The sequence below is a fragment of the Thermobifida halotolerans genome, from assembly GCF_003574835.2.
GTDB lineage: Bacteria > Actinomycetota > Actinomycetes > Streptosporangiales > Streptosporangiaceae > Thermobifida > Thermobifida halotolerans.
The window spans coordinates 4,873,132-4,898,493 of record NZ_CP063196.1; the positions used below are offsets into that span (position 1 = coordinate 4,873,132).

Sequence of the window (25,362 nt, forward strand, 5' to 3'; positions counted from 1 at the left end):
GCGGAGAAGAAGCCGTAGACCCGAACCCGGTAACCACTGCCGTGGCAATCCTGACACACGATCGCGATGTCCATGGCCCAAATCTAAAGGTTGGCCGCTGTTTTTGGCAGACCGGCGGGACGTGGGACGGTCCCGGGGACGACGGGGTCAGTCCGGGGGTCGGTCCGCCGCGGGGATACGTACGGTGATCGTTGTCCCCTCGCCGGGACGGGAGTCGAGGGTGACCGTGCCGCCGTGGGCGACGGCGATGGCCTGGACGATGGGCAGCCCCAGGCCGCTGCCTCCCCCCGGTGCCCGGGTCCCCCGGTAGAAGCGGTCGAACACCCGGGCGGCGTCCTCGGAAGACATGCCCGGTCCGGCGTCGGCCACCTCCAGAACCACCTCGCCGTCGTCGTCGGAGTGCAGCCGGACCGTCACCGGCGTCTGCGGAGGGGTGTGCTCACGCACGTTCGCCAGCAGGTTCGCGAGGATCTGCCGGAACCGGGTCTCGTCGACCTCCCAGAGGAGCCGGTCCGGCACGTCCAGGGTGAACTCCCGGTCCGGTTCCAGGGACGCGGCGTCCCCGGTCATCTCCCGCACCAGCGCGGCCAGGTCGCAGGTGGCCAGTTCCAGCGAACCGGCACGGTCCAGCCGGGCCAGCTCCAGCAGTTCCCCCACCAACCTCGACATGCGGGAGGCCTCGTCCTCGACGCGGCGCATGGCCTCGGGCAGTTCGTCGTCCGGGATCGCGCCCTGCCGGTACAGTTCGGCGTAACCCAGGATCGTGGTCAGCGGGGTCCGCAGTTCGTGCGAGGCGTCGGCGGCGAACTCCCGCACCCGGCGCTCCGACTCCGCCTTGGCCCTGAAGGCGTTCTCCAGGCGGCCCAGCATCGTGTTGATCGCTATCCCGAGCCGTCCCACCTCGCTGTAGGGGTCGGCGTCGGGCATCCGGTCGGCCAGGTCGGAGCCGGTGCTGATCTGTCCGGCGGTGGTCGCCATCCGGTCCAGCGGCGCCAGCGCCCGCACGATCAGCCGTCCGCCGATCAGCAGCAGGCCGCCCAGCAGCAGAACCGCGGTGAGCAGCTGCACGGTGATCAACTGGCGCGGGTACTCCTCCCGCTCCTCGGTGGGCACCCCGCTGATCAGGATGGAGTCGGCGCGCATCCGCACGGTCACCATGTGCGGGGGCACCGACTCGTCGGGGGTGTCCAACTCCACGATCTCCTGGGAGGAGGCGTAGGAGCGCAGTTGGGCCAGCGACAGCCGGGCGATTCGGCTCAGCACCACGTCCTCGCGGAAGGTGTCGCCGTAGATCTGGTTGACCTCGCCGGTGTCCGGATTGATCAGCACCACGAAGTACGGGGACGGGCTGGGCGCGTCGACGCCCACCGGCGGGGTGTCGTTGTCCAGCCGGACCATGGCCCGCTCGGTGGTGAGCAGCAGTTGCGCCTCAAGCCGCTCGGTGATGAAGGAGCGCAGGGTCAGCACGCTCACCAGCGCGCTGACGAGCAGGCCCACGCCGGTCACGACGAGCAGCCCGACCAGCAGCCGGGAACGCAGCGTTCCGGGGGGAGCCGGGGGGCCGCTAATGGTCATCCTTGGCACGCAGCGCGTAGCCCACCCCGCGCTGGGTGTGGATCAGGCTGGGACCGAAGGGCTCCAGTTTGCGCCGCAGGTAGCTGACGTAGGTCTCCACGATCTGGGACTGGCCCGCGTAGTCCCATCCCCAGACGTTCTCCAGGAGTTGGGCGCGGGTCAGGACCCGTCCGGCGTTGCTCATCATGTAGGCCAGCAGTCGGAACTCGGTGGGGGACAGGTCGATGGGCACGCCGCCGCGGCGCACCGTCCAGGTCTTCTCGTCCAGTTCCAGGTCGGCGACCCGCAGTACCCCGTCGGAGGAGTTCGGTGCCGCCGGGTCGCGTTTGACGCGGCGCAGCAGGGCGCGCACCCGGGCGATGAGGGCCTCGACGGAGAAGGGCTTGGTGACGTAGTCGTCGCCGCCCAGGGACAGACCGGTGACCGTGTCGGAGGGGGTGTCTCTGGCGGTGAGGTAGATGACCGGGACGTCGTCGTCCTCCTCACGCAGTCGGCGGCACACGTCGAAGCCGTTGATGTCGGGCAGCAGCACGTCCAGCAGGATCAGGTCCGGCCGCTTCGTCCGGGCGAGCGAGAGACCCTCCCCTCCGGAGCCGGCCGTGCTCACCTCGAAGCCGTGGAAGCGCAGCGCAGCCTGAACCAGGTCGCGTATGTTGGGCTCGTCGTCGATCACGAGCACATGGGGTCGCGTCGTGGTCTCTGCTTCCGTCATCGATCCACCTAGCGGAGACATCGGGGGCTGCTGCCATGGTAGTTCGCGCCGCTCCGGGGCGGGGCATCCCTGTTCCGGACGGCTGACGGCACGGAAAGAGCACGGGGGCGGTGGACGCACGCCTCGTCCACCGCCCCCGCTGACGTCCCGCCACCGCTACTGCCCCACGAGACGGGATCGATGAGGTGAGCCGGTCGTTTGTGGAGAATCGACCCGACAGCCCTCATACAACCGGCAGATCCTGTGATGTTGGCTGGTACACGCTGGGAAAACCCTGAGTCCTGACTCCGGGGCGGCCCCGTCGGCGGAGGACGCGCGCCGGGCTGTCGGGCGGAAGGCGCTAGCCTTGCGGTGTGCGATTGGCGACGTGGAATGTGAACAGTGTGCGGGCGCGCAGTGAGCGCGTCGCCGCCTGGCTGCGGCGCAGCGACGTGGACGTCGTCGCCCTCCAGGAGACGAAGTGCCGGGACGCCCAGTTCCCGGTCGAGGTCTTCACCGAACTCGGCTACGAGGTCGCCCACCACGGGCTGTCGCAGTGGAACGGGGTCGCGATCGCCTCGCGGGTGGGACTTTCCGACGTACGGGTCGGTTTCCCCGGGCAGCCGGGCTGGGGCGACCCCGCGGAGGCCGAGGCCCGCGCGATCGGAGCCGTGTGCGGCGGGGTGCGGGTGTGGAGCCTCTACGTTCCCAACGGCCGCGAGATCGACAACCCGCACTACGTCTACAAGCTGCACTGGCTGGACCGGCTCCGCGAGGCCGGGGAGAGCTGGCTGGCCGAGGAGCCCGAGGCGCAGATCGCGCTGTGCGGTGACTGGAACATCGCCCCCCAGGACGACGACGTGTGGGACATCGCGGAGTTCGAGGGGCGCACGCACGTCACCAAGTCCGAGCGGGACGCCTTCCAGGCGATGGTCGACGCCGGTTACGCCGACGTGGTGCGTCCGCACGCGCCCGGCCCCGGCGTCTACACCTACTGGGACTACAAGGGCCTGTCCTTCCCCAAACGCAAGGGCATGCGGATCGACTTCGTGCTCGCCTCGCCCGCGCTGTCCGCCCGGGTCACGGGCGCGCTGGTCGACCGTGAGGAGCGCAAGGGCAAGGGCGCCTCCGACCACGCCCCCGTCATCGTCGACCTGCGGCCGCAGTGACCGCCGCCCCGGTAGCGTGAGGGGCGTGAACCGAGCATCGGCGCCGCGGATCGCGGTATTCGGCAGTGTCAACATGGACCTGGTGGCCTATGTGGACGTCGCGCCCGCCAGCGGGGAGACCGTCCAGGGGCGGGAGTTCCGCCAGATCCCCGGAGGCAAGGGAGCCAACCAGGCGGTCGCCGCCGCCAGGGCCGGGGCCGAGGTGGCCTTCCTCGGCGCGGTGGGCGACGACGCCTTCGGGGTCCAGTTGCGCACCACGCTGGTCGACCACGGGATCGAGGTGTCGGGCCTGCGCACGGTCGCGGGGACCTCGGGGGTGGCGCACATCGTCGTGGAGGGCGACGGGGCCAACTCCATCATCGTCGTCCCGGGCGCCAACGGCACGGTCACGGCACTTCGGGAGGGCGACATCCAGTTGCTCGACGGCGTGCGGGCGCTGCTGTTGCAGTTGGAGACGCCGATGTCCGGTGTGGTCGCGGCGGCACGGGCGGGACGCTCGCTGGGGGCGACCACCGTGCTGACGCCCGCTCCGGCCCGGCCGCTGCCGCCGGAGCTGCTGGAGTGCGTGGACGTGATCCTGCCCAACCAGCACGAGGCGGCGGCGATCACCGGGCAGGACGATCCCGAGCGGGCGCTGGCCGCGCTGCTGGAGACGGTGCCCGAGGCGGTCGTCACGCTCGGCGCCGACGGGGTGCTGTACGGGCGCCGGGGCGCCGACCCGGTCCGGGTTCCGGCGGTGCGGGTGGAGCCGGTCGACACCACCGGGGCGGGCGACACCTTCTGCGGCGCGTTCGCGGTCGCCCGGGCCGAGGGCCGCGACCCGGAGACGGCGCTGCGGTTCGCGGCGAAGGCGGCGGCCCTGTCGGTGCGGCGGCACGGGGCGAGCACGTCGATGCCGACCCGGGCCGAGATCGACGCGTTCTGAGCGAGGCCGGTCCCCGCCGGGGAGCGCGGCCACTCCCGCCCCCTCCACGGGAGTGACCGCGGGACTGTGCGGTGGTCAGGACAGCGAGACGGTGACGCCGCCGCTGAACATCGAGTCGTGCAGTTCGATCGACGCGGGCTCCACGCCTTCGGGGATGTCGAAGACCACCTGGGCGTCGACCTTGTTGCCGGGGTTGATGTCGGTGAGGAACGCGTCGGAGTTGTCCAGGGCGATCTCGGCGGAGGAGTCGTTGGAGTACTCCTTGCCGTCGGCGTCGAAGAGCTTCTGGTTGGAGCCGTCGAACATCTGGGCCTGGTCGCCGATGTTCTCGACGGTGACGTGCACGATCACGTACTGGCCCTGGGCCTCTTCCGCCAGGAAGCTGTCGCCGATGCTGGACACGCCGGTCTCGACGTCGGTGACGGTGAAGGCGAACGCGCCGTCCTCGACGGTGTCGCCGACTCCGGCCTCGGCTTCGCCTTCGGAGTCCTCTTCGGTCTCCGCGCTCTCGTCGCCGCCGCCGTCCTCCGCGTTCTCGCTGTCGTCGGAGGAGGAGGCGCTCTGACCGGAGTCGGAGGAGCCGGTGTCGACGCTGGCGACGAGCGCGACGCAGCCGACGAACCCGAAGAGCATGAAGAGGCCCAGGGCGATCAGCGCGGCCCACAGGCAGCCGCGGCTCTTCCTCGGCTGCGGCTGGGGAGCCTGGGGTGCGGGGTAGGTCATGGTTTTTTCCTTTGTTGACGGGAGTTGGCCGCTGCCCGGACTTCCCCGGGCAGCGCGGACGGAGCGGACGGTGTCCACCGGGGCGCGGATGCGGGGAAGCGGTGGTCAGGTGCCGTGGCGAATGCCGACGACCTGGACGTCGATGCCGTACCTTTCGAGGGCCACGGCGGTGCGGTAAAGCTCCACCCGCGCCATCGGGTAGAGGGTGTCGACGGTGACTTCGGAGTGCGCCGACAGTCGGATGCCGAAGACGACCGTCTTCGGCGGCAGCACGGGGGGAGTGCGGTCGGGAGCGATTGCGGCGACCTGTTCGCGGAACCACTCCCGGGCCTCCGGTTCGTACTGGAGACTTTCGACGGCGGACCTGACCTGGATGAAGAGGTGGCTCAGCTTCGACGCGCCCGCTGCCTGTTTGACGTGGACGAGTTCGTCGTTCGGGCCGAGCAGGTCGCACAGTTCGATGCCCTTGCCGTCGTGCATGGGGGTGGAGGCCAGGTCCGTGTCCAGGCAGAGGAAGCGGGAATCGCTCTTGGGGACCGTTTTCTCGTTGTAGAAGCCCTCGGAGGCGGGTTTGCCGTCTGAGCGCGGCCAAGCGGGAAATTCGATGGAGGAGCCCTTCTCCAGCAGTTCCGTGACCTTGGTGCGCACCTTGTCCAGGAAGCGCTTCCCGTACTCGTACCAGTGCCCCTCGCGCAGAATGTAGGTCTTCTGCCCGTCGTGGACGGTGGCCTCGATCCAGGGGCGCAGGTCGCGGCACACCGCGATCTGCTCGCGGCCGTCGGAGTCTCCGTACAGCCGGATCTCCGCGCGGCGCAGGCGTGTCTCCAGCGTTTCCGGCTGGATGCTCTGGAGACGGTCCGCGAACAGGTCGGACAGGGTCTCGTAGTCGGGAGCCGGGAGCTTTTCGCCGAGGTGGAGGGTGAACGAACACGCCTCGCCGAGAACGGTGAGGACGTCCGAGGGCGGTGCGATCTCCGGTCCGCCTCCCGCGCTTTGGCCGCCGGATTCGGTTCCGACGAGAGACCACAGTCTGGTCTTGGTGGCGGAGTCCCGGACTTCCTTCTGGTCCTCCAGGTCGCCGAACAGTTCGTGGGGCGTGCCCTCTTTGATGGCTGCGGCGATGAAGCGGATGTCGTTGACCAGGTCGCGGGGTTCGACGCCCAGGTGAGTGCGGATTCCGTCGCTGCAGTACGCGAATCTGGGGGTGCGGCCGTCCCGTGACGCGGTCAGGCCCGGGATGCCGCACCTCGCCCTGATCCGGCCGACGAGTTCTCGCTCGTGGCGCAGGGCGTAGGTACGCATGGAGCCGCCCTTGATGATGGTGGTGTTCACATAGCGGCCGTGGGAGTCGAGGGAGCGGGTGTGAACCGTCTGCACCGTTTCGGGGTTGAGTGCACGCGCGGCGAACAGGCGTCCGAAGTCGGGGTCACGGCGGTCGTAGGGGATCAGCCAGTGTCCCATTCCGTAGCTGAACGCGTAGACGTCGCCGTCCACGTCGACCAGGACGGCGACGGCCGGGCTCCTCGTGGTCAGTTCCAGGGGCAGGCCGGTCGATGTGCGTGCGTCTCGCAGCCAGTCGGGCGGGCGCTCGCCCCAGCGCGTTCCTTCGAGTACGACAGCGGGCCGGTCGTCGATGCGCGTGGTCCTGAGGTTCAGGTTCTGCTGGGCGGTCTCGTCGATGGCGAAGACGTCGCGCATCTCCTGTTCGGTTGGGGCAACACCGGCGAGCCGGTACAGCGTGACCTCGCGGACTCTGGGTGCTGCGGATCGGTAGGGCATAGTGGCCTCCTGGGGACAACCCGGGGTGTGTTCACATCCAGGTGGATGTCTGATGCGGGTCTAATGTAAACACTGTCTGTGTACATAGTCAACATAGATATTTCTGTCTGTCATTATCAACATTCATACGCATGTGCGATAGAGTGCACGGAGAAGCCCCGGAGTACAGGAGCCGCGATGTCGAACACCCAGTTCGGGACCACCGTGAACTCGGTAGGTATCGCCCGCCTGGCGGGCGTGGGACGGGCCGCCGTCAGCAACTGGCGGCGGCGCTATCCGGACTTCCCCGACCCCGTGGACGGCGCCGAGGGCAGCCCGCTCTTCGACCTGGCCGAGGTCAGGGCCTGGCTGCGGAGGATGGGCAAACTCGCCGCCGACGAGAGCCCGGACGCGGTGGTCGAAGCCGTCTGGAACGTGCTCGACCCGCTCCGGGAGCACCTGGACGGCGTCGACGCCGTCGCACTGCTGGGCGCGGCTCTGGCGGCGCGCGAGGAGGGCGCGGACCTGGCGGCGCTGCCCGAGGAGCGACTACGCGACCGACTGCTGGCCTCCCTCGACGTGGGCGCCCCGCCACCGGACCTGCCCGACGCCGCCCCGCTGCGCCGCGTCCTGGTCGACGCGGCCGACCGGCTGGACGCGGTCGGCGGCGCGCCGGACGCCTTCGAACGCCTCCACCAGCGCTACCTCACCTCGGTCTCCCGCCACTTCTTCGCCGACACCCCCGAGATCGGCGCACTGATGCTGCGACTGGTGGACGACTCCGCCGCCACGGTCCTCGACCCGGTGTGCGGTACCGGGACACTGCTGCGCGAGGCGGCCCGCCGCATCCCGGGCGTCGCGGTCCTCGGACAGGAACTCGACCCGGGAGCCGCCCGACTGGCCAGGGTCCGCCTCCTCCTGGCGGGCGCCCGGCCCGACATCCGCTGCGGCGACTCGCTGCGTGCGGATACGTTCGGCGGTCCCGCCGCCGACGCGGTGGTCGCCCACCCGCCGTTCAACCAGACCGACTGGGGTTTCGAGGAACTCAACCTCGACCCGCGGTGGCGCTACGGGGTCCCGGCCCGCAAGGAGCCCGAACTCGCGTGGGTGCAGCACGCCCTGGCGCGCGTGCGGCCGGGCGGCACGGTGGTCATGGTGCTGCCCCCGACCGTGGCGTCACGCGGCAGCGGCCGACGGGTGCGCCGCGAACTGATCCGGCGCGGGGCGCTGCGCGCGGTGATCGCCCTGCCCGCCGGACTCACCCCGCCGATGGGGGTGCCGCTGACGCTGTGGGTGCTGCGCAGCCCCGAGAACGGCAGCGCTCCGCCGGACGGGGTGCTGCTGTTCGACGCGTCCGACGGCCGGGCCGACGACTCCAGGGGAGAGGCCGCCCGGTCGTGGCCCGCCACGGCCGAGAGCGTGGTCTCCGTCTACCGGGCGTTCACGAAGGCCCCGGAATCGGTCGCGGAGAGCCCCGGCCGCTACCGGGTCATGTCGCTGGCCGATCTGCTGGACGAGGCGGTGGACGTCTCCCCGGGGCGCCACGTGCGGCGGCCCGGCCTCGACCTCGACAGCCTGGCCGACACCCGCGGCGATCTGCTGCGGCTGTCGGAGGACCTGGCCGCCTCCCTGCCCGGGCTGCGGCCCGCCACGGGGACGCTGCACCAGGCGATGACCACGCTCGGGGAACTGAACCGGATGGGCGGTCTGGAGATCGTGTACCGGCGCTCCGGCGACGACCCCGGCGAGGGCGAGCCGTCCCTGCCCGCCCTCACCGGGGAGGACATCGAGCGCGAGACCGCGCCGTCGGGCCGGGGCCGCCTGGACGAGCACACGGTCCGACTCCGCCCCGGCGACGTCGTGCTGCCCCGGATCGCGCGCCGTCCGGTGGCGCGCGTCGTCACCGACGAGGAGGCGGCCCTGCACGGCACCACCTACCTGCTGCGCCCCGATCCCGAGGTGGTCGATCCGTGGTTCCTGGCCGGGTTCCTCACCGGCTCGGGCGCCTGCGCCGCGGCAGCCTCCACGAGCCGCCCGGGGGTCACCCGCATCACGGAACTGCGCAAGGTGCGGGTGCCCCGCCTGCCACTGGCCGACCAGCGCGCCTACGGTGTGGCGTACCGCCGGTTGACGGAGTTCCGCCGCACCCTGCGCCGCACCACCGAGGTCGGCGACCGCCTGTGGTGGCTGCTGACGGAGGGGCTGGCGGTGGGCACGCTGCGTCCCGAAAACGGGAAAGAGGCTTGAGTACAGTCCTGTACCCGCGATAATGGACGGTCACGGGCGCACTGCGCGCCCGTTCGTCGCACCGCCTCTGGCCGTGGAGATACCGGGGGCGGTTTTCACGTGCCGGGAACAGAGACGAAGGGCGGCCGTTGACCGCGGATCAGGGACAACTCGAACAGTTCATCTGGCAGGTGGCCGACCTGCTGCGGGGCAGCTACTCCCAGGCCGACTACCGGAAGGTGATCCTGCCCTTCACGGTGCTGCGCCGCCTGGAGTGCGTGCTGGAGCCGACCCGCGACGCGGTGCTGGCCGAGAAGGAGGAGTTGCAGCGCCTGGGCATCCAGGACATGGACCTCATGCTCACCCAGGCCAGCGGCTGCGGCTTCTACAACAGGACCGGCCTGACCCTCAAGCGGATCGCGGTCAACACCGACCAGCGGATCGTCGCCACGAACCTTCGCACCTACCTGGCGGCCTTCTCCGAGAACGCCCGGGAGATCTTCGAGTACTACGAGTTCGACAACCAGATCGAGAAGCTGCGCAAGGCCGACCTGCTCTACCAGGTGGTGACGGCATTCGCCGGGATCGACCTCAGCCCCGAACGGGTGAGCAACCACCAGATGGGCTACCTGTTCGAGAACCTGATCCGGCGCTTCTCGGAGTTGTCCAACGAGACCGCCGGCGAGCACTTCACCCCCCGCGAGGTGGTGGAGCTGATGGTGAACCTGCTCCTGGGGCCGGACGAGGAGCGGCTGCGCGACGAACTGGTGGTCCGTATCCTGGACCCGGCGTGCGGTACCGGGGGGATGCTCACCGCCGCCGAGGAGTTCATCAAGGAGCGCAGCGACGCCAAGGTCGACGTGTTCGGCCAGGAGATCAACCCCGAGTCCTACGCGATCAGCCGCTCCGACCTGCTGATCAAGGGCGAGGACGTCGGCCACATCGAGTTCGGCAACTCCTTCACCGAGGACCGGCACGCCGGGGAGCGCTTCCACTACCTGCTCGCCAACCCGCCGTTCGGGGTGAACTGGAAGCAGTTCAAGGACGTGGTGGAGACCGAGCACAAGGTGCAGGGCTTCGACGGCCGGTTCGGCGCCGGACTGCCCCGGGTCAGCGACGGCTCGCTGCTGTTCCTCCAGCACATGGTCCACCACATGCGCAAGCCCGAGGAGGGCGGTGCGCGCATGGCGATCGTCTTCAACGGCTCGCCGCTGTTCACCGGCGGCGCGGACTCCGGCGAGTCGAACATCCGCCGCTGGATTCTGGAGAACGACCTGCTGGAGGGCATCGTCGCGCTGCCCGAGCAACTCTTCTACAACACCGGGATCGCGACGTACTTCTGGATTCTGTCCAACCGCAAGGACGAGGCGCACCGCAACCGGGTGGTCCTGCTGGACGCCCGCGACCACTGGGAGCGGATGCGCAAGAGTCTGGGCGAGAAGCGCAGGCACATCACCCCCGCGCAGATCCGGGAACTGACCGACCTGTACCTGAACGCGCTGGAGAAGGGCGAGGAACACCCGAAGGTGAAGGTGTTCGCGCCCTCGGACTTCGGCTACCGGCGCATCACCGTGGAACGGCCGCTGAAGCTGCGGTTCGAGGTCACCGAGGAGGCGCTGGCCGAACTGGAGGCCAACAGGACGCTCGCCGGAGCCAAGTACGAGAAGCTCCGCCCGAGCCTGCTGGCGGCACTGCGCGCTCTGCTGGGGCGCGAGCCGGTGTTCGCCAAGGCCGACTTCGACGCGCTGCTGAAGAAGATGTACGCGAACGAGGGAATCGCGAGCGTGCCCGCGCCGGTGAGCAAGCAGGTGTGGAACGCGGTGAGCGTGCCCGATCCCCACGGCGAGGTGCAGAAGGACGGGAAGGGCCGGACACTGCCCGACCCGGACCTGCGCGACCACGAGAACGTGCCGCTGGACGAGGACATCCACGCCTACCTGGAGCGCGAGGTGCTGCCGCACGTCCCCGACGCCTGGATCGACGAGGAGAAGACGAAGGTCGGCTACGAGATCCCGTTTACCCGGTACTTCTACGAGTACGTCCCGCCCAGGCCGCTGGAGGAGATCGACGCGGAGCTGAAGGGACTTGAGAAGGAGATCCAGCGGCTTCTGTCGGAGGTGACGGAGTGAGGTGGTCTTCCCTCCCGCTGCGACGTATATTCCGTGTGATCAATGGCGGGACACCAACAGCAGACCCTAAGAACTGGGGTGGAGATATTCCGTGGGCGACGCCAGTGGACCTCGGTAAAGCTAACGGGGAGATCTCCCGAACCGGACGCACACTTACCAAGAAAGGTGTCGATAGCGGATCTCAGATAGTTCCTAGTGGATCGATTATCATTTCTACACGTGCGCCGATCGGGTACCTTGCTTTAACAAAGGTTCCTATGGCGTTCAACCAGGGATGCCGCGCCCTCGTTCCCACCGCTGACGCGGATGTAAGGTACTTCGCGTATCAGTTGTCTGCACTTACAGAACCATTGCAGGCACAAGGTTTGGGAACGACTTTTGTTGAGCTTTCTTCTAGCTCATTGTCAGACTTCAAAGTGCATGTTCCTCCTCTGGAGGAACAACGGAGGATCGCGGAATACCTCGATGCTGAGACGGGGCGGATCGATGCGGTCTCGTCAGCTTACTCAGATATCAAGATCCTTGCTCTTCAGAGAAGGGGGGTGGCTGTCCATTCCCTGGTTACCGGAGCGTTCGCCCTTGATCAAAAACCTTCCTCGCTTTCGTGGACGGAGAGTATCCCCAGCCATTGGGCTGAGGTGAGGCTGGGTCTTGTAGCCACGATGGGAAGCGGGCACACTCCCAGTCGCTTGCGTTCCGATTGGTGGGTTGACTGTGATATTCCGTGGATCACCACGGGCGAGGTCAGCCAGGTCCGGGACGACCGCCGGGAGGTGATCACCGAGACCAGGGAGAAGATCAGCAAGCTTGGTCTGGCGAACAGTTCCGCTGAGTTGAAACCGGCGGGAACGGTGGTGCTGTGCCGCACGGCTTCGGCTGGTTACTCGGCGATCATGGGCACGAACATGGCCACGAGCCAAGACTTCGTTACGTGGACCTGCGGACCGGACCTTGACCCCGCCTATCTGCTGTGGGTGCTTCGTGCCATGCGTCCGGACCTCTTGGGACGTCTCGCGATGGGGTCCACTCACAAGACCATCTATGTGCCGGATCTGCAATCCCTTCGCATCCCGCTTCCTCCGGTTGAAGAGCAGCGGAAGATCGTGGAGAAGATCCGTGCCAGTAACAGGCGGATTGACGAACTGGTAGACAAGTTGGACCGCCAGATCGACCTCTTAGCCGAACGCCGACAGGCGCTCATCACGGCCGCGGTCACCGGGCAGTTCGACGTGACCACGGCTGGGCGGGCCGGGAAGGCTGAGGCTTCGGTATGAGTCCAGGGAAAGCAGCGACCCCCGAATCTGGTTCCGGGGGCCGCGGTGTGTTGCCTGCTACAGATGCCCTGACTTGATGTCCGTGAGGAAGGCAGCCCACGCCTCCGGAGTGAACCTTAGGTGTCCCAACTCCCGGTGTTGGGTGTCGCGTACGAGCACGTTGTCCGGGGTCTCCGCGACCTCGACGCAGGCCCCGCCGGTGTCATTGCTGTAGCTGGACTTGTGCCAGTTCAGGTCTTGGGCGGTCATGAGAATTCTCCTTGGATCTGCTCGATCAGCTTCCGGGAGGCGGCCGGGGGCAGCGCGACCCCGAGGAGGTCCCCGAACAGCCGCATGTGGTCGCTCACCCTCTCGGTATCGTCCGTGGCCATACCTGTACCTCGCGTCTCCACGTACAGCACGCTGCCCCGGTTGGAGATCTCATACAGGATGAATGCATTGGACAGGCCAGGGTGGTGCTCGGTGTCGTAGGGAACCACCTGGATGGAGATGTGCTGTTCGTCCGATGCCTCCAGGAGTCGGGCGATCTGCCGCTTCATGATCCCACGGCCCCCCAGTGGGCGGCGGAGCACGCCTTCGTCAACCACCACCAACAGCCGTGGGGGTCGATCCGAAGTGAGAAGGGTCTGTCGGTCCATTCGACCGCGCACCAGGTCTTCGATCTCGGCGGGGGTGCTGTGCGGCAGTCCCACCCGCAGTAGTGCGCGCGCGTACTCTTCGGTCTGGAGCAGTCCCGGTACAACCAGCGGATGGTATTCGCGGATCTCGAAGGCCATTCGCTCGCGTTCCGCGCCGTCCTGGTACCACTCGGGAAGCCCTGAGTCGGAGGAGCGATCCCAGGCATCCGCGAGGACACCGCCGGTGCCGAGCGCCTTGTCGATTCGTTCCAGATGTTCCCTTTTGATTCCCCGTGCTCCGCGTTCCATAGCACTGAACATGGTGGGTGACAGTGCCACCCTCCGTGCCAGTTCTCGCTGTGAGATCCCAGCCCGTTCCCGGCAGCCCTTGATCTGACGGCCGAGCTTGACCCAACGTCCTTTGACTGTGTGCACCATAGTTCCCCAGTTGAGCACAGGATGTGCTCCCATTGCCACAGGAATGGACTTTTCTGTGGATTAAAGTCAAAGGAATAGCGAAGAAGACTGGGTGTTGGCAGGGTGTACACCGAGAGCATAGAGCTGACCATGCTTCTGTCTCTCACACGCAAGCGGCCCTGGCCCGGTGCTGGCACACCGAACCAGGGCCTTAGCTCCCAACCTGATCAACCCAGGTGGTGACTCATGCGCAAGGCTACTGCCCCGCCCATGCCCGGATCGCGGCGAACGTCCCGCGTCCGGCCCTACGTCCTTCTCGCCCTGGCCGACCACATCGGCCCGTCCGGGCAGGCGGTGACCCGGTGACCGTCGCCTTCACGTCCTTTCCCGGAATCCCGGACAGCGTGGCCGCCGCTCGTCGGTTCGTGGTCGGCGCGATCCGGTTGTGCCCCCGCTCCACCGCCCCCGACGAGGTGGTGGGCCGGGCCGAGTTGATCGTGTCCGAGCTGGCCACGAATGCGATCCGACACACTCGGTCCAGCGACCCCGGCGAGTCCTTCATGGTTCGGGTCCGTGTGGATGACCGGGGAGTGTGGGCCGAGGTGTGCACCCGGGAACCCCGCCTGTGGAACTCCGTTCCCCGCGTCGTCAAGTCCGACGACCCATTCAGCGAGCACGGTCGCGGCCTGCTGCTGGTCGAACAGCTCGCCACCCGGTGGGGTCGCCTGGCCCCGTGGGAGGACGGCGTGTTCTTCCACCTCGCCTGGAACGACGGCCCGCCCGACCTCGCAGCCTGACCCTGGGTGGGCGCGCGGGGGCGCGCCCACCCGCACTTTCCAGCCCCTCCCGCGCTGGTGGGGTGGTGAAGGCTGCCGCGCCTCGCGGCCGAAGCGCGTCCCGCACCCGCCCGGCCCGTCCCAGCCCCTCGACCCACGGAAAGCCCGCCTTGACCGCGACCGCACCGCACCGGCCCCGGATGCGCCCGCCGCGCCCCTGGGTGCCCGGCGACCAGCCCGAAACCGTCCTGCCCGCCTGGATGTACGCCCGCCGGGAACCCCGCTTCCCGCACCTGGTCATCCACCCGGCCGAGCCCCGCCCCGGCCGGGACCACCGTCCCGCGTCCCTCCGGCCCCGGCGACCGCACCGCACCGGCTCCCGGCCGCACACCGCCTTGGCCGTGCTGATCGCCGCGGCGCTGGTTCTCGGCGCAGCCCTCCACGGCTGCGTCTCCCTCACCGCGGCCTGCTCCCTGTGAACCCTCCACGAGATCGACACCAGGGACCTATTTCCCGCGTTTTTCGGCCTCTGGTGCCGATCCAGACGCTCCCCGTCCGCTCCGACCCCCGGGAAAGCCAGCCGTGTCCCAGCAGTCCGCTCCGCTGATCACCTCCACCGCGATCGAGGCCGCCATTACCGCCCGGGAACTCGACCCCGCCCACCCGGTGCTGCCCGAGCGGTTCTGGACCCGTCCCGACGTGGCCGACGCCGTGGCGCGCCTCGACGTCACCGCCCTCATCCGCCGGATGCGCGCCCTGACCCCCATCACCCAGGACCAGATTGCCCGGCTGACCGGCCTCACCCAGTCCACGATCTCGCGCATCGAGACCGGCCGCAGCCGACTGCGCGACCTCGCCCGCGTCAGAACAGTCCTGACCGCCCTCGGCGCCCCCGAACTCCCGAAACGGCGCAGACCCAACCGGCTGACCGACTACACCATCCGCGCCGTCATCGCCGACACCCCCGAAGGGCAGACCGTCGTCCTGCACGCCTCCGCCCAGGACGTTGCCGAAGTCTTCATCTACACCGAAGACACCGAAACCGCCCCGCTGCCGCCCCAACCCACCCACCCGGTGTGGCCCCCGCCCAGGTGATGACAGTCGGCCCCGCCCAGCCGGGTGACGGACCTGGCAGGTCAGCAGTCCGTGGCGGAGGTGACCGGTTAGCGGCTCTCACACCGAGTCCGGCCCACCCGTCCGCGCCTCAGGACGCTGCCCCACTGGGGTGGCTGGTGTTCTTTTGGCTGGTCTGTCTGTGGGGCGCGCCTGGGCTCGGCGCTGGGGGCGCCTCGACCAGTCGCGGCCAGCCCGTGGTGGCTCGTCCCGGACGGCTGGGGTGGAATGCCGTGCCTTTCCCAGGGGCTCCGCGAAGACTCCCGCGTCCATCGCAGAAGCGAACACCCACACTCAGTCAGACAGTATTCGGACACGCGCGAACTCGGTGCCGTCGGAATCCTTTTCCTCTGAGAATCCTCATGGCCAACAGGGCCACCGGTCCTGCGACCGCTCAATCTCCTCCTGGCCATCTCCAGTGTTCACGAACAGGAATTCAACTGGTCGGTCCGGGGCCTACCGCCTCTCCTGCCGAGGAAGCCCCGAGTCCCAGCGAAATCCGAATGTGAAAAATCAGCCCTCTTTTTCAGGAGTGCGCTACTGGGTTGCGGTGAGGTTCCCGAAAAAGGATGAAAGCAGTATTTCCGGCGACTACGGTTGGAGCATGCCCGAGATCACTCCGCTGCCCGTGCTGCGAGTCCGCAACTTCCTGCTGCGCGAGTACCAGGAACTCATCGATCTCAGTAACCTCCGAAAGGGCTGCTCCGAACACGAACGGAACCAGAACCTCCTGTCTCGGGCACTGGCCGCCCTCACCATTCGCCACCTGAGCGGATGTAGTAAGGAGCAGGCAGCCGCCGCCGTCATCGACGGGGACAAGGACCAGGGGATCGACGCGCTCCGGGTGGACAGCGACGCCCAGGACCAGCCTCGCCTCCTCCTCGTGCAGAGCAAATGGAGTGACAAGGGCAGAGGCTCATTCGATCAGAACGATGCGCGTACCCTGAACGACGGACTCAGGTACCTGACCAACACCGAGTACGAACAGTTCAACGACCGCTTCCGACTCTTCGTCAACCAGGTGCACCGGGCCATCATGACACCGGGAGCGCGCATCGTTCTGGTGGTCACCGTGATGCGGGAGGCCCCCCTCGACCCCACGGTGCTCGGCAAGCTGGAGAAGCTGTGCCAGGACCTCGGTGGTGAGGAGACCGTCCATCTCAGGGTCCTGTACTTGAGAGACATCGAGGCGATGGTCCGCGAAGAACTCGCGGGACCGGTGGTCAACCTGGATACCCGCCTGGAGACGTGGGCGCCGCACGCCAGCCCGTACCAGGCGTTCCACGGCACCGTCCGGGCAGCCGAGATCGCCGACTGGTACAAGAAGGAGGGCGAGAGGCTCTTCCGGAGCAACATCCGCCAGTCACTCGGCATCACCCCGGTCAACCAGGAGATCACCGACACCCTGCTCACCAACCCGAGCCACTTCTTCTACCTCAACAACGGCATCACCGTCCTGTGCGAACGGATCGTCAAGGGGGTGCGCAGCTCCATGGAGGTGGGGGGCAGCGGAGACTTCGAGCTGACCGGGGTGAGCATCGTCAACGGCGCGCAGACCGTCGCCGCGATCGCCCGTGCCATGGAACAGGACCCCCAGCAGACCGCACGGGCCTACGTCGGGATCAAGCTGATCTCCCTGGAAGGCTGCCCACCGGACTTCGCGGAACTGGTCACGCAGGGCACGAACACGCAGAACGAGGTGAAACCGCAGGACTTCGTCGCCCTGGACCCGCTCCAGCGCGGCCTGCGCGACGACTTCTACACCCTTCTCGACAAGACCTACGTCATCAAACGCGGGGAGATGGCGCCGCCCCCGGGCGAAGGCTGCACCGTGATCGAGGCCGCGCAGGCGCTGGCCTGCGCACAGCCCAAAGCCGAATTGGTCGCCCGGATCAAGAAGAACCCCGACCTGCTCTGGGACGAGCATCAGGGCGTCTACGCCGCGCTCTTCGGCAAGGGCAGGAGAGCGGTTCAGGCGATGCGGGTGTGGAGCGACGTGCTCCTCCTCCGCACGATCAAGGAGCAGCTCGGCAGAGAACGGGCGAAGCGCGAGGGCAGGGCACAGGCCGTCGCGGAACGGGGAGACCTGCTCACCGCGCACGTCATCTTCCAGTGGCTGGCCTCCGAACGTTCCACCGACTCCGACCGGGAGCACGACTGGCACACCGTCATCGAGGACCTGCCCAAACTGGTCACGACCGTGCTCGACTGGCTGACCCACCACGTCGACGCGGAGTTCACCAAGAACAGCTTCATCCAGAGCACCTTCACCAGCCCCGAACGCTGCTCCCTCCTCACCGAACGCGTCCTGGCGAGCCTGCACGACGGCGGTGAGATCCCCGAACTCCCCGACACCTACCGGCCGCCCGCGAAAACCGGCAAACGCAGGCCGAAAGCCGTGGCCACCCTCCTCGACAGCGGACGCATCCCATCGGGAACCTCCCTGGTGTTCCAGGCCCAGACCGGCCCCGAACGCCGCACACTCGCCGCGTGGCTGCAACAGGACGCCCGGCGCGGCCGAGCGGTCTGGAACAGCGGCAGCCGGTCCAAACCCCTGATCTGGGAGGCCGACGGGAAACGCTACTCACCCAGCGGACTGGTCCAGCACATGCTCGACCTGGCCAGCAGGGAACGCAAGGACCGGCCGCTCCAGGGAACCACCCGCTGGTTCGTTCCCGGTGAGGGCTCCCTCGCCGACCTGGCCGAGCAGGTGCGTCGCGAGGACGAGGAGAACTGACCGCCTCGGCGCCGCGTTTTGCGCAGTCAGGATGCGTCTCGGTGGGCGGACCCCCTGCGGCGGTCGAACGTGGTCTCCCGTGACCCGTGCTTCCTAGCACGGTTGTCGTCCTCCCCGCCGTCACGCACCGCCGCGTCGAACTGGCTGTCGACGACCTCGGGGACTGCGCCGTAGCGCCCGGTCAGGTACCACAGCATCGGGTTCTCGTCGCTACCCTCTTCCTCCTCGTACTCGGCCAGGGAGAAGAGTTGGGTCGCCCCGTGCTGGTCCTTCTCGGTGAACCAGATCTCCTCGCGCCCGAGCACGTCCCTGCCGCGAATCCACCCCAGCAGTGCGGCGTCGTGGCTGGAGAACAGGAGTTGCGCGCGCCGGGGGTTGGTCTCCGGGTCTTTGAAAAGCTCAATGATCTTGGTCGACAGCAGGGGATGCAGGTTGGCGTCCAGTACGTCGACGACCATGAGGGACCCCGTGCGCAGAGCGGAGATGACCTGGTATCCCAGGTTTAACAGGGCGATCGTGCCCTGCGACTGCTGCCGGATGCCGAGAGGCCGGACGCTGCTGTCCGCCGAACGGTGGTGGAAGAGCAGATCCACCCGGTCGAGCGTCCGGATTCGATGGCGGCGAAGAACCTCCGGAGCGTCGGCGTACCGCTCCTCCACCTCGGCGATCTCGCTCTCGGTGGGGCGGTGTCGTTTGAGTTCCAGGCGCTCGATTCCGGTGTCGGCCGCACGCAGCAGTTCCTCCAGCTTCGGAAGCCACCGTTCATCCGTGCTGCGAAGCCGACGCAGCAGCAGTTGCGCCCCATGCCATAGTCCGGGGTCGGTGGAGCGAAACCTGAGGCGCTGCGCGAACCAGTCGTACACCGGTCGGACGACGTGCTGTTTGGAACGGGCCGCCACCGTCAGGAAGAGGGTGTTGTCGTCGGTGATCTCCTCGACCTGGGTCACCGAGTCGGGAAGATCCGGCCCGAAGCGGTAGCCGTCCGCGTCGCGTTCGAAGACGACCTGCTTCCCGTCCAGGGGATAGCAGTACAGCCACTCCTCGACCACCCGCACGTCGTCGATCGCGAAGCCGTAGGTGTAGCGCAGGCCGTTGGTCCACAGGTCCACGACGTAGCTGGACGGTTCCGCCAGACTTCGCGAATCCAGGGTGAAGGGGTCCCGCTCGATTCCGGCGTCCGGCTCGTGGTCGGCCATCGACGTGCGCACCATGTGCTGCATGAACCCCAGCGCGTTCAGGACGTTGCTCTTGCCGGAGGCGTTCGAGCCGAAGATCCCTGCCACCCGCAGTGACTCGGGCTCCACCGGGTCGGGGCCTTCGGGCGCATCCTGCGCGGGGACCAGCAGGAGTTGCTGCTCCTCCTTCAGGGATCGGTGGTTGGCGGCCCGGAAACTCAGCAGCATGTGCCGCATCCCCTTCCCAGTCCGCTCCCGCCGTCGACATCCGACCGTGAGGATTCGGAACTCGGCGTAGTCACGGTGACCGGATGGTTTTTGTTCCTTTTCGCGCTTTCTCAAATTTTCTCGAATTGAGAACCGTACCGACAGCCTATAGATCACCTTTGGCGGCCCGGCTCCCGGCTCGCGCGGACGAACTGCCAGCTCCCCGCCCAAGGTCCTCGGACTGCGGGAAATCCCGCCCGGCCCGACCGTGCGATTGGCCATACTGGAGAGGACCCCAGCAGCGCCACGCCCCCGGGAGCCGCCCCGTGAGTCACGCCCCCGCCTACTTCGAATCCGCCTTCGAAAACACGATCGTTGCGGAGCTGGTGAAACACAGCGGCTGGCGGGCCGTGCCCGAGGACGGCGGCTACGACCCCGAGCGCGCCATCGACACCACGCGGCTCTTCGAGTTCCTCGGCCGACCCTCCCAACGCGACCAGGTCGAGCGGCTCACCGACCGCTACGGCGGAGTCGAGGAGTTCCAGAGAGGCTTCCTGCGCAGACTCACCGACCAGCTCGACCGGTACGGCACCCTGCACGTGCTGCGCAACGGGGTCAGGGACCAGGGAGTGGAGATCGCACTCGCCCACTTCAAACCCGAAGGGGCCGAAGCCGTCGACGCCCTGGCGCACTACGAGGAGAACATCCTCAGCGTCACCCCGCAACTCCACTACTCCACCCGCAACCGCAACTCCCTCGACCTGGTGTTCTTCGTCAACGGGCTGCCGGTGGCCACCGCCGAGCTGAAGAACCCGCCGACCGGGCAGACCGTCGCCCACGCCATGCGCCAGTACCGCGACGACCGCGACCCCCGCGAGACGCTGTTCGCGGGCCGCGCGCTCGTGCACTTCGCCGTGGACACCGACGAGGTGTACACGACCACCCGGCTGGCCCGCCGCGACACCGTGTTCCTGCCCTTCAACCAGGGCTCCAACGGCCCCAACGCGCCCGGAGGCAAGGGCAACCGCAGGGCCGTCCCCAAACGGGAGGGCGGCTACCCCACCGCCTACCTGTGGCGCGAGGTGCTGCGGCGGGACAACTTCATGGAGATCCTGGAGCGCTTCCTCGCGGAGAAGAAGACCGACCGCGGCACAGAACTGATCTTCCCCCGCTACCACCAGTGGCACGCCGTGCGCACCCTCGCCGACCACGTCCAACGCCACGGCAGCGGCGAGAAGTACCTCGTCCAGCACTCCGCGGGCTCCGGCAAGTCCAACACCATCGCCTGGCTCGCGCTGCGCCTGCTCGACCTGCACACCCTCGCCGACCCCCGGAAACTGGAAGGACGCGCCCGCGAACTCGGCCCCGCCACGCCCGTCTTCGACAAGATCCTCGTCGTCACCGACCGGACCGTCCTGGACGACCAGCTCAGGAAGACCGTGGAGGGCTTCGTACGCACCCCCGGCGCCTTCAGGGCCATCACCGGTGAGGGCGGCAGCAAGTCCGCCGAGCTGGCGGCGGCACTCAAGGACTCCACCACCCGGGTCCTCACCGTCACCGTGCAGACCTTCCCCTACGCGCTCAAACTCCTCCAGGATCTGCCCGAGAAGCGGTGCGCGATCCTGGCCGACGAGGCGCACTCCTCGCAGAGCGGCGACACCTCGGACCAGTTGCGCAGGGCGCTGGACGCCATGGAACGGAACGCGGCCGACGACCGAGCTGAAGACGACGGAGTGCCCGAAGCCGCCGAGCAGCTCGGCGAGCGCGACCACCCCAACCTGTCCTTCTTCGCCTTCACCGCCACCCCCAAGACCAAAACCCTCAACCTGTTCGGGGTCAGACGCGACGACGGCACGCGCGGCCCCTTCCACCTGTACTCGATGCGGCAGGCCATCGAAGAGGGCTTCATCCTCGACGTGCTCGGCCGCTACATCACCTACGACCGCAGCTTCCGACTGGTCAACGAAGCCGTGTTCGACGACGACCCCGAAGTCGACAAGAAGCGGGCCAAGGCCGCGCTGATGCGGATGGTAGACCTCAGCGACACCCGCATCACCGAACTCGCCGACCTGATCGTCCGACACTTCCACCGCTACATCGCCCCGCAGATGGGCGGACGCTCCAAAGCCATGGTCGTCACCGGCGGCCGGGAGCACGCGGTGCGGCTGCACCGCGCCATCGAACGCCGCCGCAAGCGGCTGGGGTGGGACGACTGCCGCGCGCTCGTCGCGTTCTCCGGTTCGCTCAACCTCGACGGAGAAGACCTCACCGAGGCGGGAATCAACGGGTTCGGGGAGAAGCAGTTGCCCGCACGGTTCGGCTACACCAGGGCCGACGACCCCCACGCCGTCACCAACCAGCAGGACGAGTACCGCATCCTCGTCGTCGCCGACAAGTACCAGACCGGCTTCGACCAGCCGTTGCTCACCGCGATGTACGTGGACAAGCGGCTCGGCGGCGTGCAGGCGGTGCAGACGCTGTCGCGCCTCAACCGCACCCACCCCCTCAAGGACGCCAACGACCTGTTCGTCCTGGACTTCCGCAACACCGCCGACGAGATCACCGCCGCGTTCCAGGACTACTACACCACCACGCTCGCCGACGAGACCGACCCGAACGCCCTCTACGACAAGCACACCGAACTCCTGGGCTTCGGTGTCCTCGACCGCGACGAGATCGCCGAGTTCGACCGCTGCTGCCTGCCCGGCGAGGACACGCCCCCGCACCAGGACATGATTCGGCTGACCGGGCCGGCGCTGCACCGCTACGAGGAACTGCTCGACTCCGACCCCAAAAACGCCGAGGCGTTCCGCGGCGGCCTCGACGGCTACCAGCGCGCCTACGGGTTCCTGCAACTTCTCGCTCGATGGGTGCGACAGGACGAGGAGTTGCGCGGTCTCTACCGTTTCGGCAAGGTGCTGCTCAAACGGCTGCCGCGTCGCCCCGAAGAACGCGGGGTGGACCTGTCCGGGACCGAGGTCGCCGAGTACCGCGCCTACAAGACCTCCGAGAGCGCACTGAAACTCGACGGAGACCAGTCCAGCCGCCTCGGCGGGACTACCGTCGGTGAGAGCGCCCCTGCCGGTGAGGCCACCGTCGAGACCGGACGGCTTTCCGACATCATCGACGAGATCAACGAACGCTTCGGGGTCGGCCTGCGCGCCGAACACCTCGACGACCCCATCGCCGAGGTGGGCGAGCGCAGCCCGCATCTGAAACGGGCGGCGGGCAAGGCCACCCCCGAGGAGTTCCGGCGCCTGTTCGTCGAGGAGTTCCGCCCCGACTTCCTGAAGAAGGTCCGCAACCCCGAGGACATCGAACTCTTCCGCGCCTACAACGACAACCGGGACCTGCGCGACGTCATCGACTCCGAAGCGGCCCGGCGGGCGCAGAAGGACTGGGGAACGGCCGCCTGACCAGTATCCCCAACGACACCGGCACAGAAACGGAGCCGTGCGCGTGACCGACGGGCGCGTCATCGCTGACAGGTACGAACTCACGGTGCCCCTCGGCCGAGGCGGCATGGGCCAGGTATGGGAGGCCTACGACCGCCGCCTCGACCGCAGGGTCGCGGTCAAACTGCTCAACCGTGACCTCCTCTCCGACTCCGGAGACGGCGACGAGGTCGGTGAGAAGCGGTTCCGCCGCGAGAGCCAGGCCACGGCCCGGGTCGAGCACCCCGGTGTGCCCGCCGTCTACGACGTGGGCTCCCACGAGGACACGCTGTACCTGGCGATGCAGTTCGTCGAGGGGCACCTGCTGGGCGACGTGATCGCCGAGGAGGCGCCTCTGCCCGTGTCGTGGGCGGCGGCGATCGCGGCGCAGCTCGCGTCCATCCTGTCCGCCGCGCACGAGCGCGCACTCGTCCACCGCGACCTCAAGCCGTCCAACGTCATCCTGTGTCCCGACGGCTCGGTCAAACTGTTGGACTTCGGCATCGCCGCCGTACTCGACGCCAAGACCCGGCTGACGCGGGGCGCGACCCCCGGCACGCCGCTGTACATGGCCCCCGAACAGATCGAGGACCGGCCCGCGACCCCGCGCAGCGACCTGTACGCGCTGGGCTGCCTACTCCACGAACTGCTGACCGGGGAGCCGCCCTTCACCGGGACGCTGCCCTCGGTCACCTACCAGCACGTCCACACCGCGCCCGAACCACTGGACGCGCTCCGTGACGACGTTCCCGAAGCACTCACCGGCCTGGTGGCCGAACTGCTGGCCAAACGGCCCGAAGACCGCCCGGCCGACGCGCGCGAGGTGTACGGACGGCTGGTTCCGCTGCTGCCCGCCCCCAGTGGTACGACCGAACCCGGAGGGTACGACCCGACACGGCCCTACCGGGAGCCGATGGCGCCGCCTCCGGTGCGAACCGCACCCCGCCAGCGCGACGGCGCCGTGCGCTCACGTCCCCGAGGCGACTCCCGGGAACGGATCGACGTGGCGGCGCTACGGGCCGAAGCGGAACGGCTCCGGGCCGCCGAACGCTACACGCAGGCCGGTGACGTCCTCGACCGGCTGCTCGACGGCGCGGACGACCTCCCCGAGAACGAGCGGCTGGGGCTGATGTGGCGGCGGGCCGGGTTGGCGATGAGCGCGCGGGACCACCGCGACGCGCTGCGACGCTACCGGGCGCTGCTGCCTCGGGCGGTCGACCACTTCGGGGAGGGCAGCGAACCGGTCGTCGACTGCCGCCGCCAGATCGTGGACTGCCTCGCTTTGCTCGGGCAGTTCACCGACGCCGCCGACGAACTGCGGACCCTCTACCGGGACCACTACGCGGCCCAGCCGTACGACCGGGAAGCACTGGAGGTCGGCAGGCGCATCGGCGCCATCCTCGCGGCGGCGCGCCACCACGAGCAGGCCGAGCGGTGGCTGCGCGGCCAGGCCGACCGGGCGGCCGAGGCGTTGGGGCTCGACGACAACCTCAGCAGGGGAATCATCGCCGACTGGATACGGGTCCGGGACGCGTTGGAGGAAACACCACGCGACTGACTGAGGTATGAGTGTTCGCTTCTGCGGTGGGCACGGGGTCTTCGCGGAGAACCCGGAGAAAGGCGAGGCATTCCACCCCGGCCGTCCAGGGGGGTACCACGGGCTGGCCGTGCCTGGTCGAGGCGCTCTGGCGCCGAGTCCGGGCGCGCCCTGCGGGCGGATCGGCCGAAAGAACGCCGGCCACCCCAGGGGGCAGCACCCTGGGGGGCGGGATTGTCGTCGAAGGTGCGGGTGGGCGAGCCGTGTCCGGACTCGGCGTCGGGGCGCCTCGACCGGCCACTGGCAGTCGGTGGTGGCCCGCTTCTGGAGGTTTTTTGTGGAATACCTCACCTCGCCAGGAATGGCGGTGCAACCGTATTCGCCGCGGAATCCGACCATCAAACCTCGATGAGTTTCAGCATCCATGCCCCAGGCTCCTCAGGATCAATTCCGCCCACCAGCGGTCACTCCAGACAACTTGTGTCACTTGGTGCCGCGAATTCAACACCGGATCCGGTAAATCGTGCTGGTCGTATTTTGTGGTGTATTGACAATGCTTGTCGGCGTTGGAAGACTCCGGGTGGGCGATCAGAATATTTCATGCCCAGTCGTGCCCCAGGGAGCCAACCATGGATACCGTGACAATCACGGCCGCAGGACAAGAGTCCGTTATCGACATTCCCCTGCCCACCGAAGCCTGGCACGAGACCGTGGACGAGTCGGTCCAGTTCGAAGTGCAGCAGGCGTCCCTCGCTGAAGGCCACTTCGGAACCAACTTCCGTCGCTGCTGATCGCTGAGGGCGGCGGACGGTGCCTCGCAAAGCGAGGTGTCGTACGCCGTCCTAGGCATGGAACCGGCTTCATCGGTGCCAATGGGTC

The 25,362-nt window shown here is 68.1% G+C and carries 19 protein-coding genes; 12 read left to right on the forward strand and 7 right to left on the reverse strand.

From position 1 onward, the window contains the following. Positions 1-147: 147 nt before the first annotated feature. The gene (locus NI17_RS21810) at positions 148-1,575 is read right to left on the reverse strand and encodes a sensor histidine kinase (protein ID WP_068690126.1); all 1,428 of its coding nucleotides are present in this window, start codon (positions 1,573-1,575) and stop codon (positions 148-150) included. Further along, complete coding sequence (locus NI17_RS21815) at positions 1,565-2,287, reverse strand: response regulator transcription factor (protein WP_068690128.1); 723 nt, start codon at positions 2,285-2,287, stop codon at positions 1,565-1,567. The genes NI17_RS21810 and NI17_RS21815 overlap by 11 nt, the downstream gene beginning before the upstream one ends. 353 nt (positions 2,288-2,640) lie before the next feature. Between NI17_RS21815 and NI17_RS21820 the strand changes: the two genes are divergently transcribed. Beyond that, a complete protein-coding gene (locus NI17_RS21820) occupies positions 2,641-3,435 on the forward strand; it encodes an exodeoxyribonuclease III (RefSeq protein ID WP_084012519.1) in 795 nt (264 codons plus the stop codon). A 25-nt stretch (positions 3,436-3,460) separates the two neighbouring features. Continuing rightward, the gene (rbsK, locus tag NI17_RS21825) at positions 3,461-4,360 is read left to right on the forward strand and encodes a ribokinase (RefSeq protein WP_119268046.1); all 900 of its coding nucleotides are present in this window, start codon (positions 3,461-3,463) and stop codon (positions 4,358-4,360) included. A 75-nt stretch (positions 4,361-4,435) separates the two neighbouring features. On the opposite strand, the gene NI17_RS21830 is transcribed toward rbsK, so the two are convergent. Both NI17_RS21830 and NI17_RS21835 read right to left on the reverse strand, forming a co-directional pair. Beyond that, on the reverse strand, positions 4,436-5,083 hold the full coding sequence (locus tag NI17_RS21830) for a DUF4352 domain-containing protein (protein ID WP_068690134.1): 648 nt from the start codon (positions 5,081-5,083) through the stop codon (positions 4,436-4,438). 105 nt (positions 5,084-5,188) lie between these two features. Beyond that, the gene (locus NI17_RS21835; protein ID WP_068690136.1) at positions 5,189-6,862 is read right to left on the reverse strand and encodes a DUF6119 family protein; all 1,674 of its coding nucleotides are present in this window, start codon (positions 6,860-6,862) and stop codon (positions 5,189-5,191) included. 177 nt (positions 6,863-7,039) lie between these two features. Between NI17_RS21835 and NI17_RS21840 the strand changes: the two genes are divergently transcribed. The 3 genes from NI17_RS21840 to NI17_RS21850 all read left to right on the forward strand — a co-directional run bounded on the left by NI17_RS21840 (position 7,040) and on the right by NI17_RS21850 (position 12,470). Then, positions 7,040-9,088 (forward strand): N-6 DNA methylase, encoded by a 2,049-nt coding sequence (locus NI17_RS21840; protein ID WP_119268047.1) that lies wholly within the window; start codon positions 7,040-7,042, stop codon positions 9,086-9,088. 128 nt (positions 9,089-9,216) lie between these two features. Next, entirely contained in the window at positions 9,217-11,196 is a 1,980-nt protein-coding gene (locus tag NI17_RS21845) for a type I restriction-modification system subunit M (RefSeq protein WP_068690138.1), read from the forward strand. After that, positions 11,193-12,470, forward strand: coding sequence for a restriction endonuclease subunit S (locus tag NI17_RS21850; protein WP_084012520.1), 1,278 nt, complete (start codon positions 11,193-11,195; stop codon positions 12,468-12,470). Before NI17_RS21845 ends, NI17_RS21850 begins: the two co-directional genes overlap by 4 nt. A gap of 57 nt (positions 12,471-12,527) precedes the next feature. On the opposite strand, the gene NI17_RS21855 is transcribed toward NI17_RS21850, so the two are convergent. Continuing rightward, on the reverse strand, positions 12,528-12,719 hold the full coding sequence (locus tag NI17_RS21855) for a DUF397 domain-containing protein (RefSeq protein WP_068690142.1): 192 nt from the start codon (positions 12,717-12,719) through the stop codon (positions 12,528-12,530). After that, the gene (locus tag NI17_RS21860; RefSeq protein ID WP_324609954.1) at positions 12,716-13,558 is read right to left on the reverse strand and encodes a helix-turn-helix domain-containing protein; all 843 of its coding nucleotides are present in this window, start codon (positions 13,556-13,558) and stop codon (positions 12,716-12,718) included. The genes NI17_RS21855 and NI17_RS21860 overlap by 4 nt, the downstream gene beginning before the upstream one ends. Positions 13,559-13,866: 308 nt before the next feature. Between NI17_RS21860 and NI17_RS21865 the strand changes: the two genes are divergently transcribed. The 4 genes from NI17_RS21865 to NI17_RS21880 all read left to right on the forward strand — a co-directional run bounded on the left by NI17_RS21865 (position 13,867) and on the right by NI17_RS21880 (position 18,130). After that, positions 13,867-14,301: an ATP-binding protein gene (locus tag NI17_RS21865; RefSeq protein WP_068690145.1), complete on the forward strand. Its 435-nt coding sequence runs from the start codon at positions 13,867-13,869 to the stop codon at positions 14,299-14,301. Positions 14,302-14,450: 149 nt separating this feature from the next. Then, the gene (locus NI17_RS21870; protein WP_068690147.1) at positions 14,451-14,759 is read left to right on the forward strand and encodes a hypothetical protein; all 309 of its coding nucleotides are present in this window, start codon (positions 14,451-14,453) and stop codon (positions 14,757-14,759) included. 103 nt (positions 14,760-14,862) lie between these two features. Further along, positions 14,863-15,375, forward strand: a complete 513-nt coding sequence (locus NI17_RS21875) for a helix-turn-helix domain-containing protein (RefSeq protein ID WP_068690149.1) — start codon at positions 14,863-14,865, stop codon at positions 15,373-15,375. Positions 15,376-15,997: 622 nt separating this feature from the next. Then, complete coding sequence (locus NI17_RS21880) at positions 15,998-18,130, forward strand: AIPR family protein (protein ID WP_084012521.1); 2,133 nt, start codon at positions 15,998-16,000, stop codon at positions 18,128-18,130. A gap of 26 nt (positions 18,131-18,156) precedes the next feature. Here the strand turns inward: NI17_RS21880 and NI17_RS21885 are convergent, their stop codons facing one another. After that, the gene (locus NI17_RS21885; RefSeq protein WP_170163074.1) at positions 18,157-19,533 is read right to left on the reverse strand and encodes an AAA family ATPase; all 1,377 of its coding nucleotides are present in this window, start codon (positions 19,531-19,533) and stop codon (positions 18,157-18,159) included. A gap of 305 nt (positions 19,534-19,838) precedes the next feature. Here NI17_RS21885 and NI17_RS21890 point away from each other — a divergent pair, with 305 nt between their 5' ends. The 3 genes from NI17_RS21890 (at position 19,839) to NI17_RS21900 (ending at position 25,274) form a co-directional block, all read left to right on the forward strand. Continuing rightward, the gene (locus tag NI17_RS21890) at positions 19,839-22,928 is read left to right on the forward strand and encodes a type I restriction endonuclease subunit R (RefSeq protein WP_170163075.1); all 3,090 of its coding nucleotides are present in this window, start codon (positions 19,839-19,841) and stop codon (positions 22,926-22,928) included. A gap of 43 nt (positions 22,929-22,971) precedes the next feature. Further along, the gene (locus NI17_RS21895; protein ID WP_068690156.1) at positions 22,972-24,504 is read left to right on the forward strand and encodes a serine/threonine-protein kinase; all 1,533 of its coding nucleotides are present in this window, start codon (positions 22,972-22,974) and stop codon (positions 24,502-24,504) included. A gap of 608 nt (positions 24,505-25,112) precedes the next feature. Then, positions 25,113-25,274: a hypothetical protein gene (locus NI17_RS21900; RefSeq protein WP_157129714.1), complete on the forward strand. Its 162-nt coding sequence runs from the start codon at positions 25,113-25,115 to the stop codon at positions 25,272-25,274. The last annotated feature ends 88 nt before the right edge of the window (positions 25,275-25,362 follow it).

Bases quoted from the DNA above. Each gene is read 5' to 3' on its own strand.
- NI17_RS21810 (WP_068690126.1), bottom strand. From the start codon at position 1,575: ATGACCATTAGCGGCCCCCCGGCTCCCCCCGGAACGCTGCGTTCCCGG.
- NI17_RS21815 (WP_068690128.1), bottom strand. From the start codon at position 2,287: ATGACGGAAGCAGAGACCACGACGCGACCCCATGTGCTCGTGATCGAC.
- NI17_RS21830 (WP_068690134.1), bottom strand. From the start codon at position 5,083: ATGACCTACCCCGCACCCCAGGCTCCCCAGCCGCAGCCGAGGAAGAGC.
- NI17_RS21835 (WP_068690136.1), bottom strand. From the start codon at position 6,862: ATGCCCTACCGATCCGCAGCACCCAGAGTCCGCGAGGTCACGCTGTAC.
- NI17_RS21840 (WP_119268047.1), top strand. From the start codon at position 7,040: ATGTCGAACACCCAGTTCGGGACCACCGTGAACTCGGTAGGTATCGCC.
- NI17_RS21855 (WP_068690142.1), bottom strand. From the start codon at position 12,719: ATGACCGCCCAAGACCTGAACTGGCACAAGTCCAGCTACAGCAATGAC.
- NI17_RS21860 (WP_324609954.1), bottom strand. From the start codon at position 13,558: ATGGGAGCACATCCTGTGCTCAACTGGGGAACTATGGTGCACACAGTC.
- NI17_RS21880 (WP_084012521.1), top strand. From the start codon at position 15,998: ATGCCCGAGATCACTCCGCTGCCCGTGCTGCGAGTCCGCAACTTCCTG.
- NI17_RS21885 (WP_170163074.1), bottom strand. From the start codon at position 19,533: ATGCTGCTGAGTTTCCGGGCCGCCAACCACCGATCCCTGAAGGAGGAG.
- NI17_RS21900 (WP_157129714.1), top strand. From the start codon at position 25,113: ATGGATACCGTGACAATCACGGCCGCAGGACAAGAGTCCGTTATCGAC.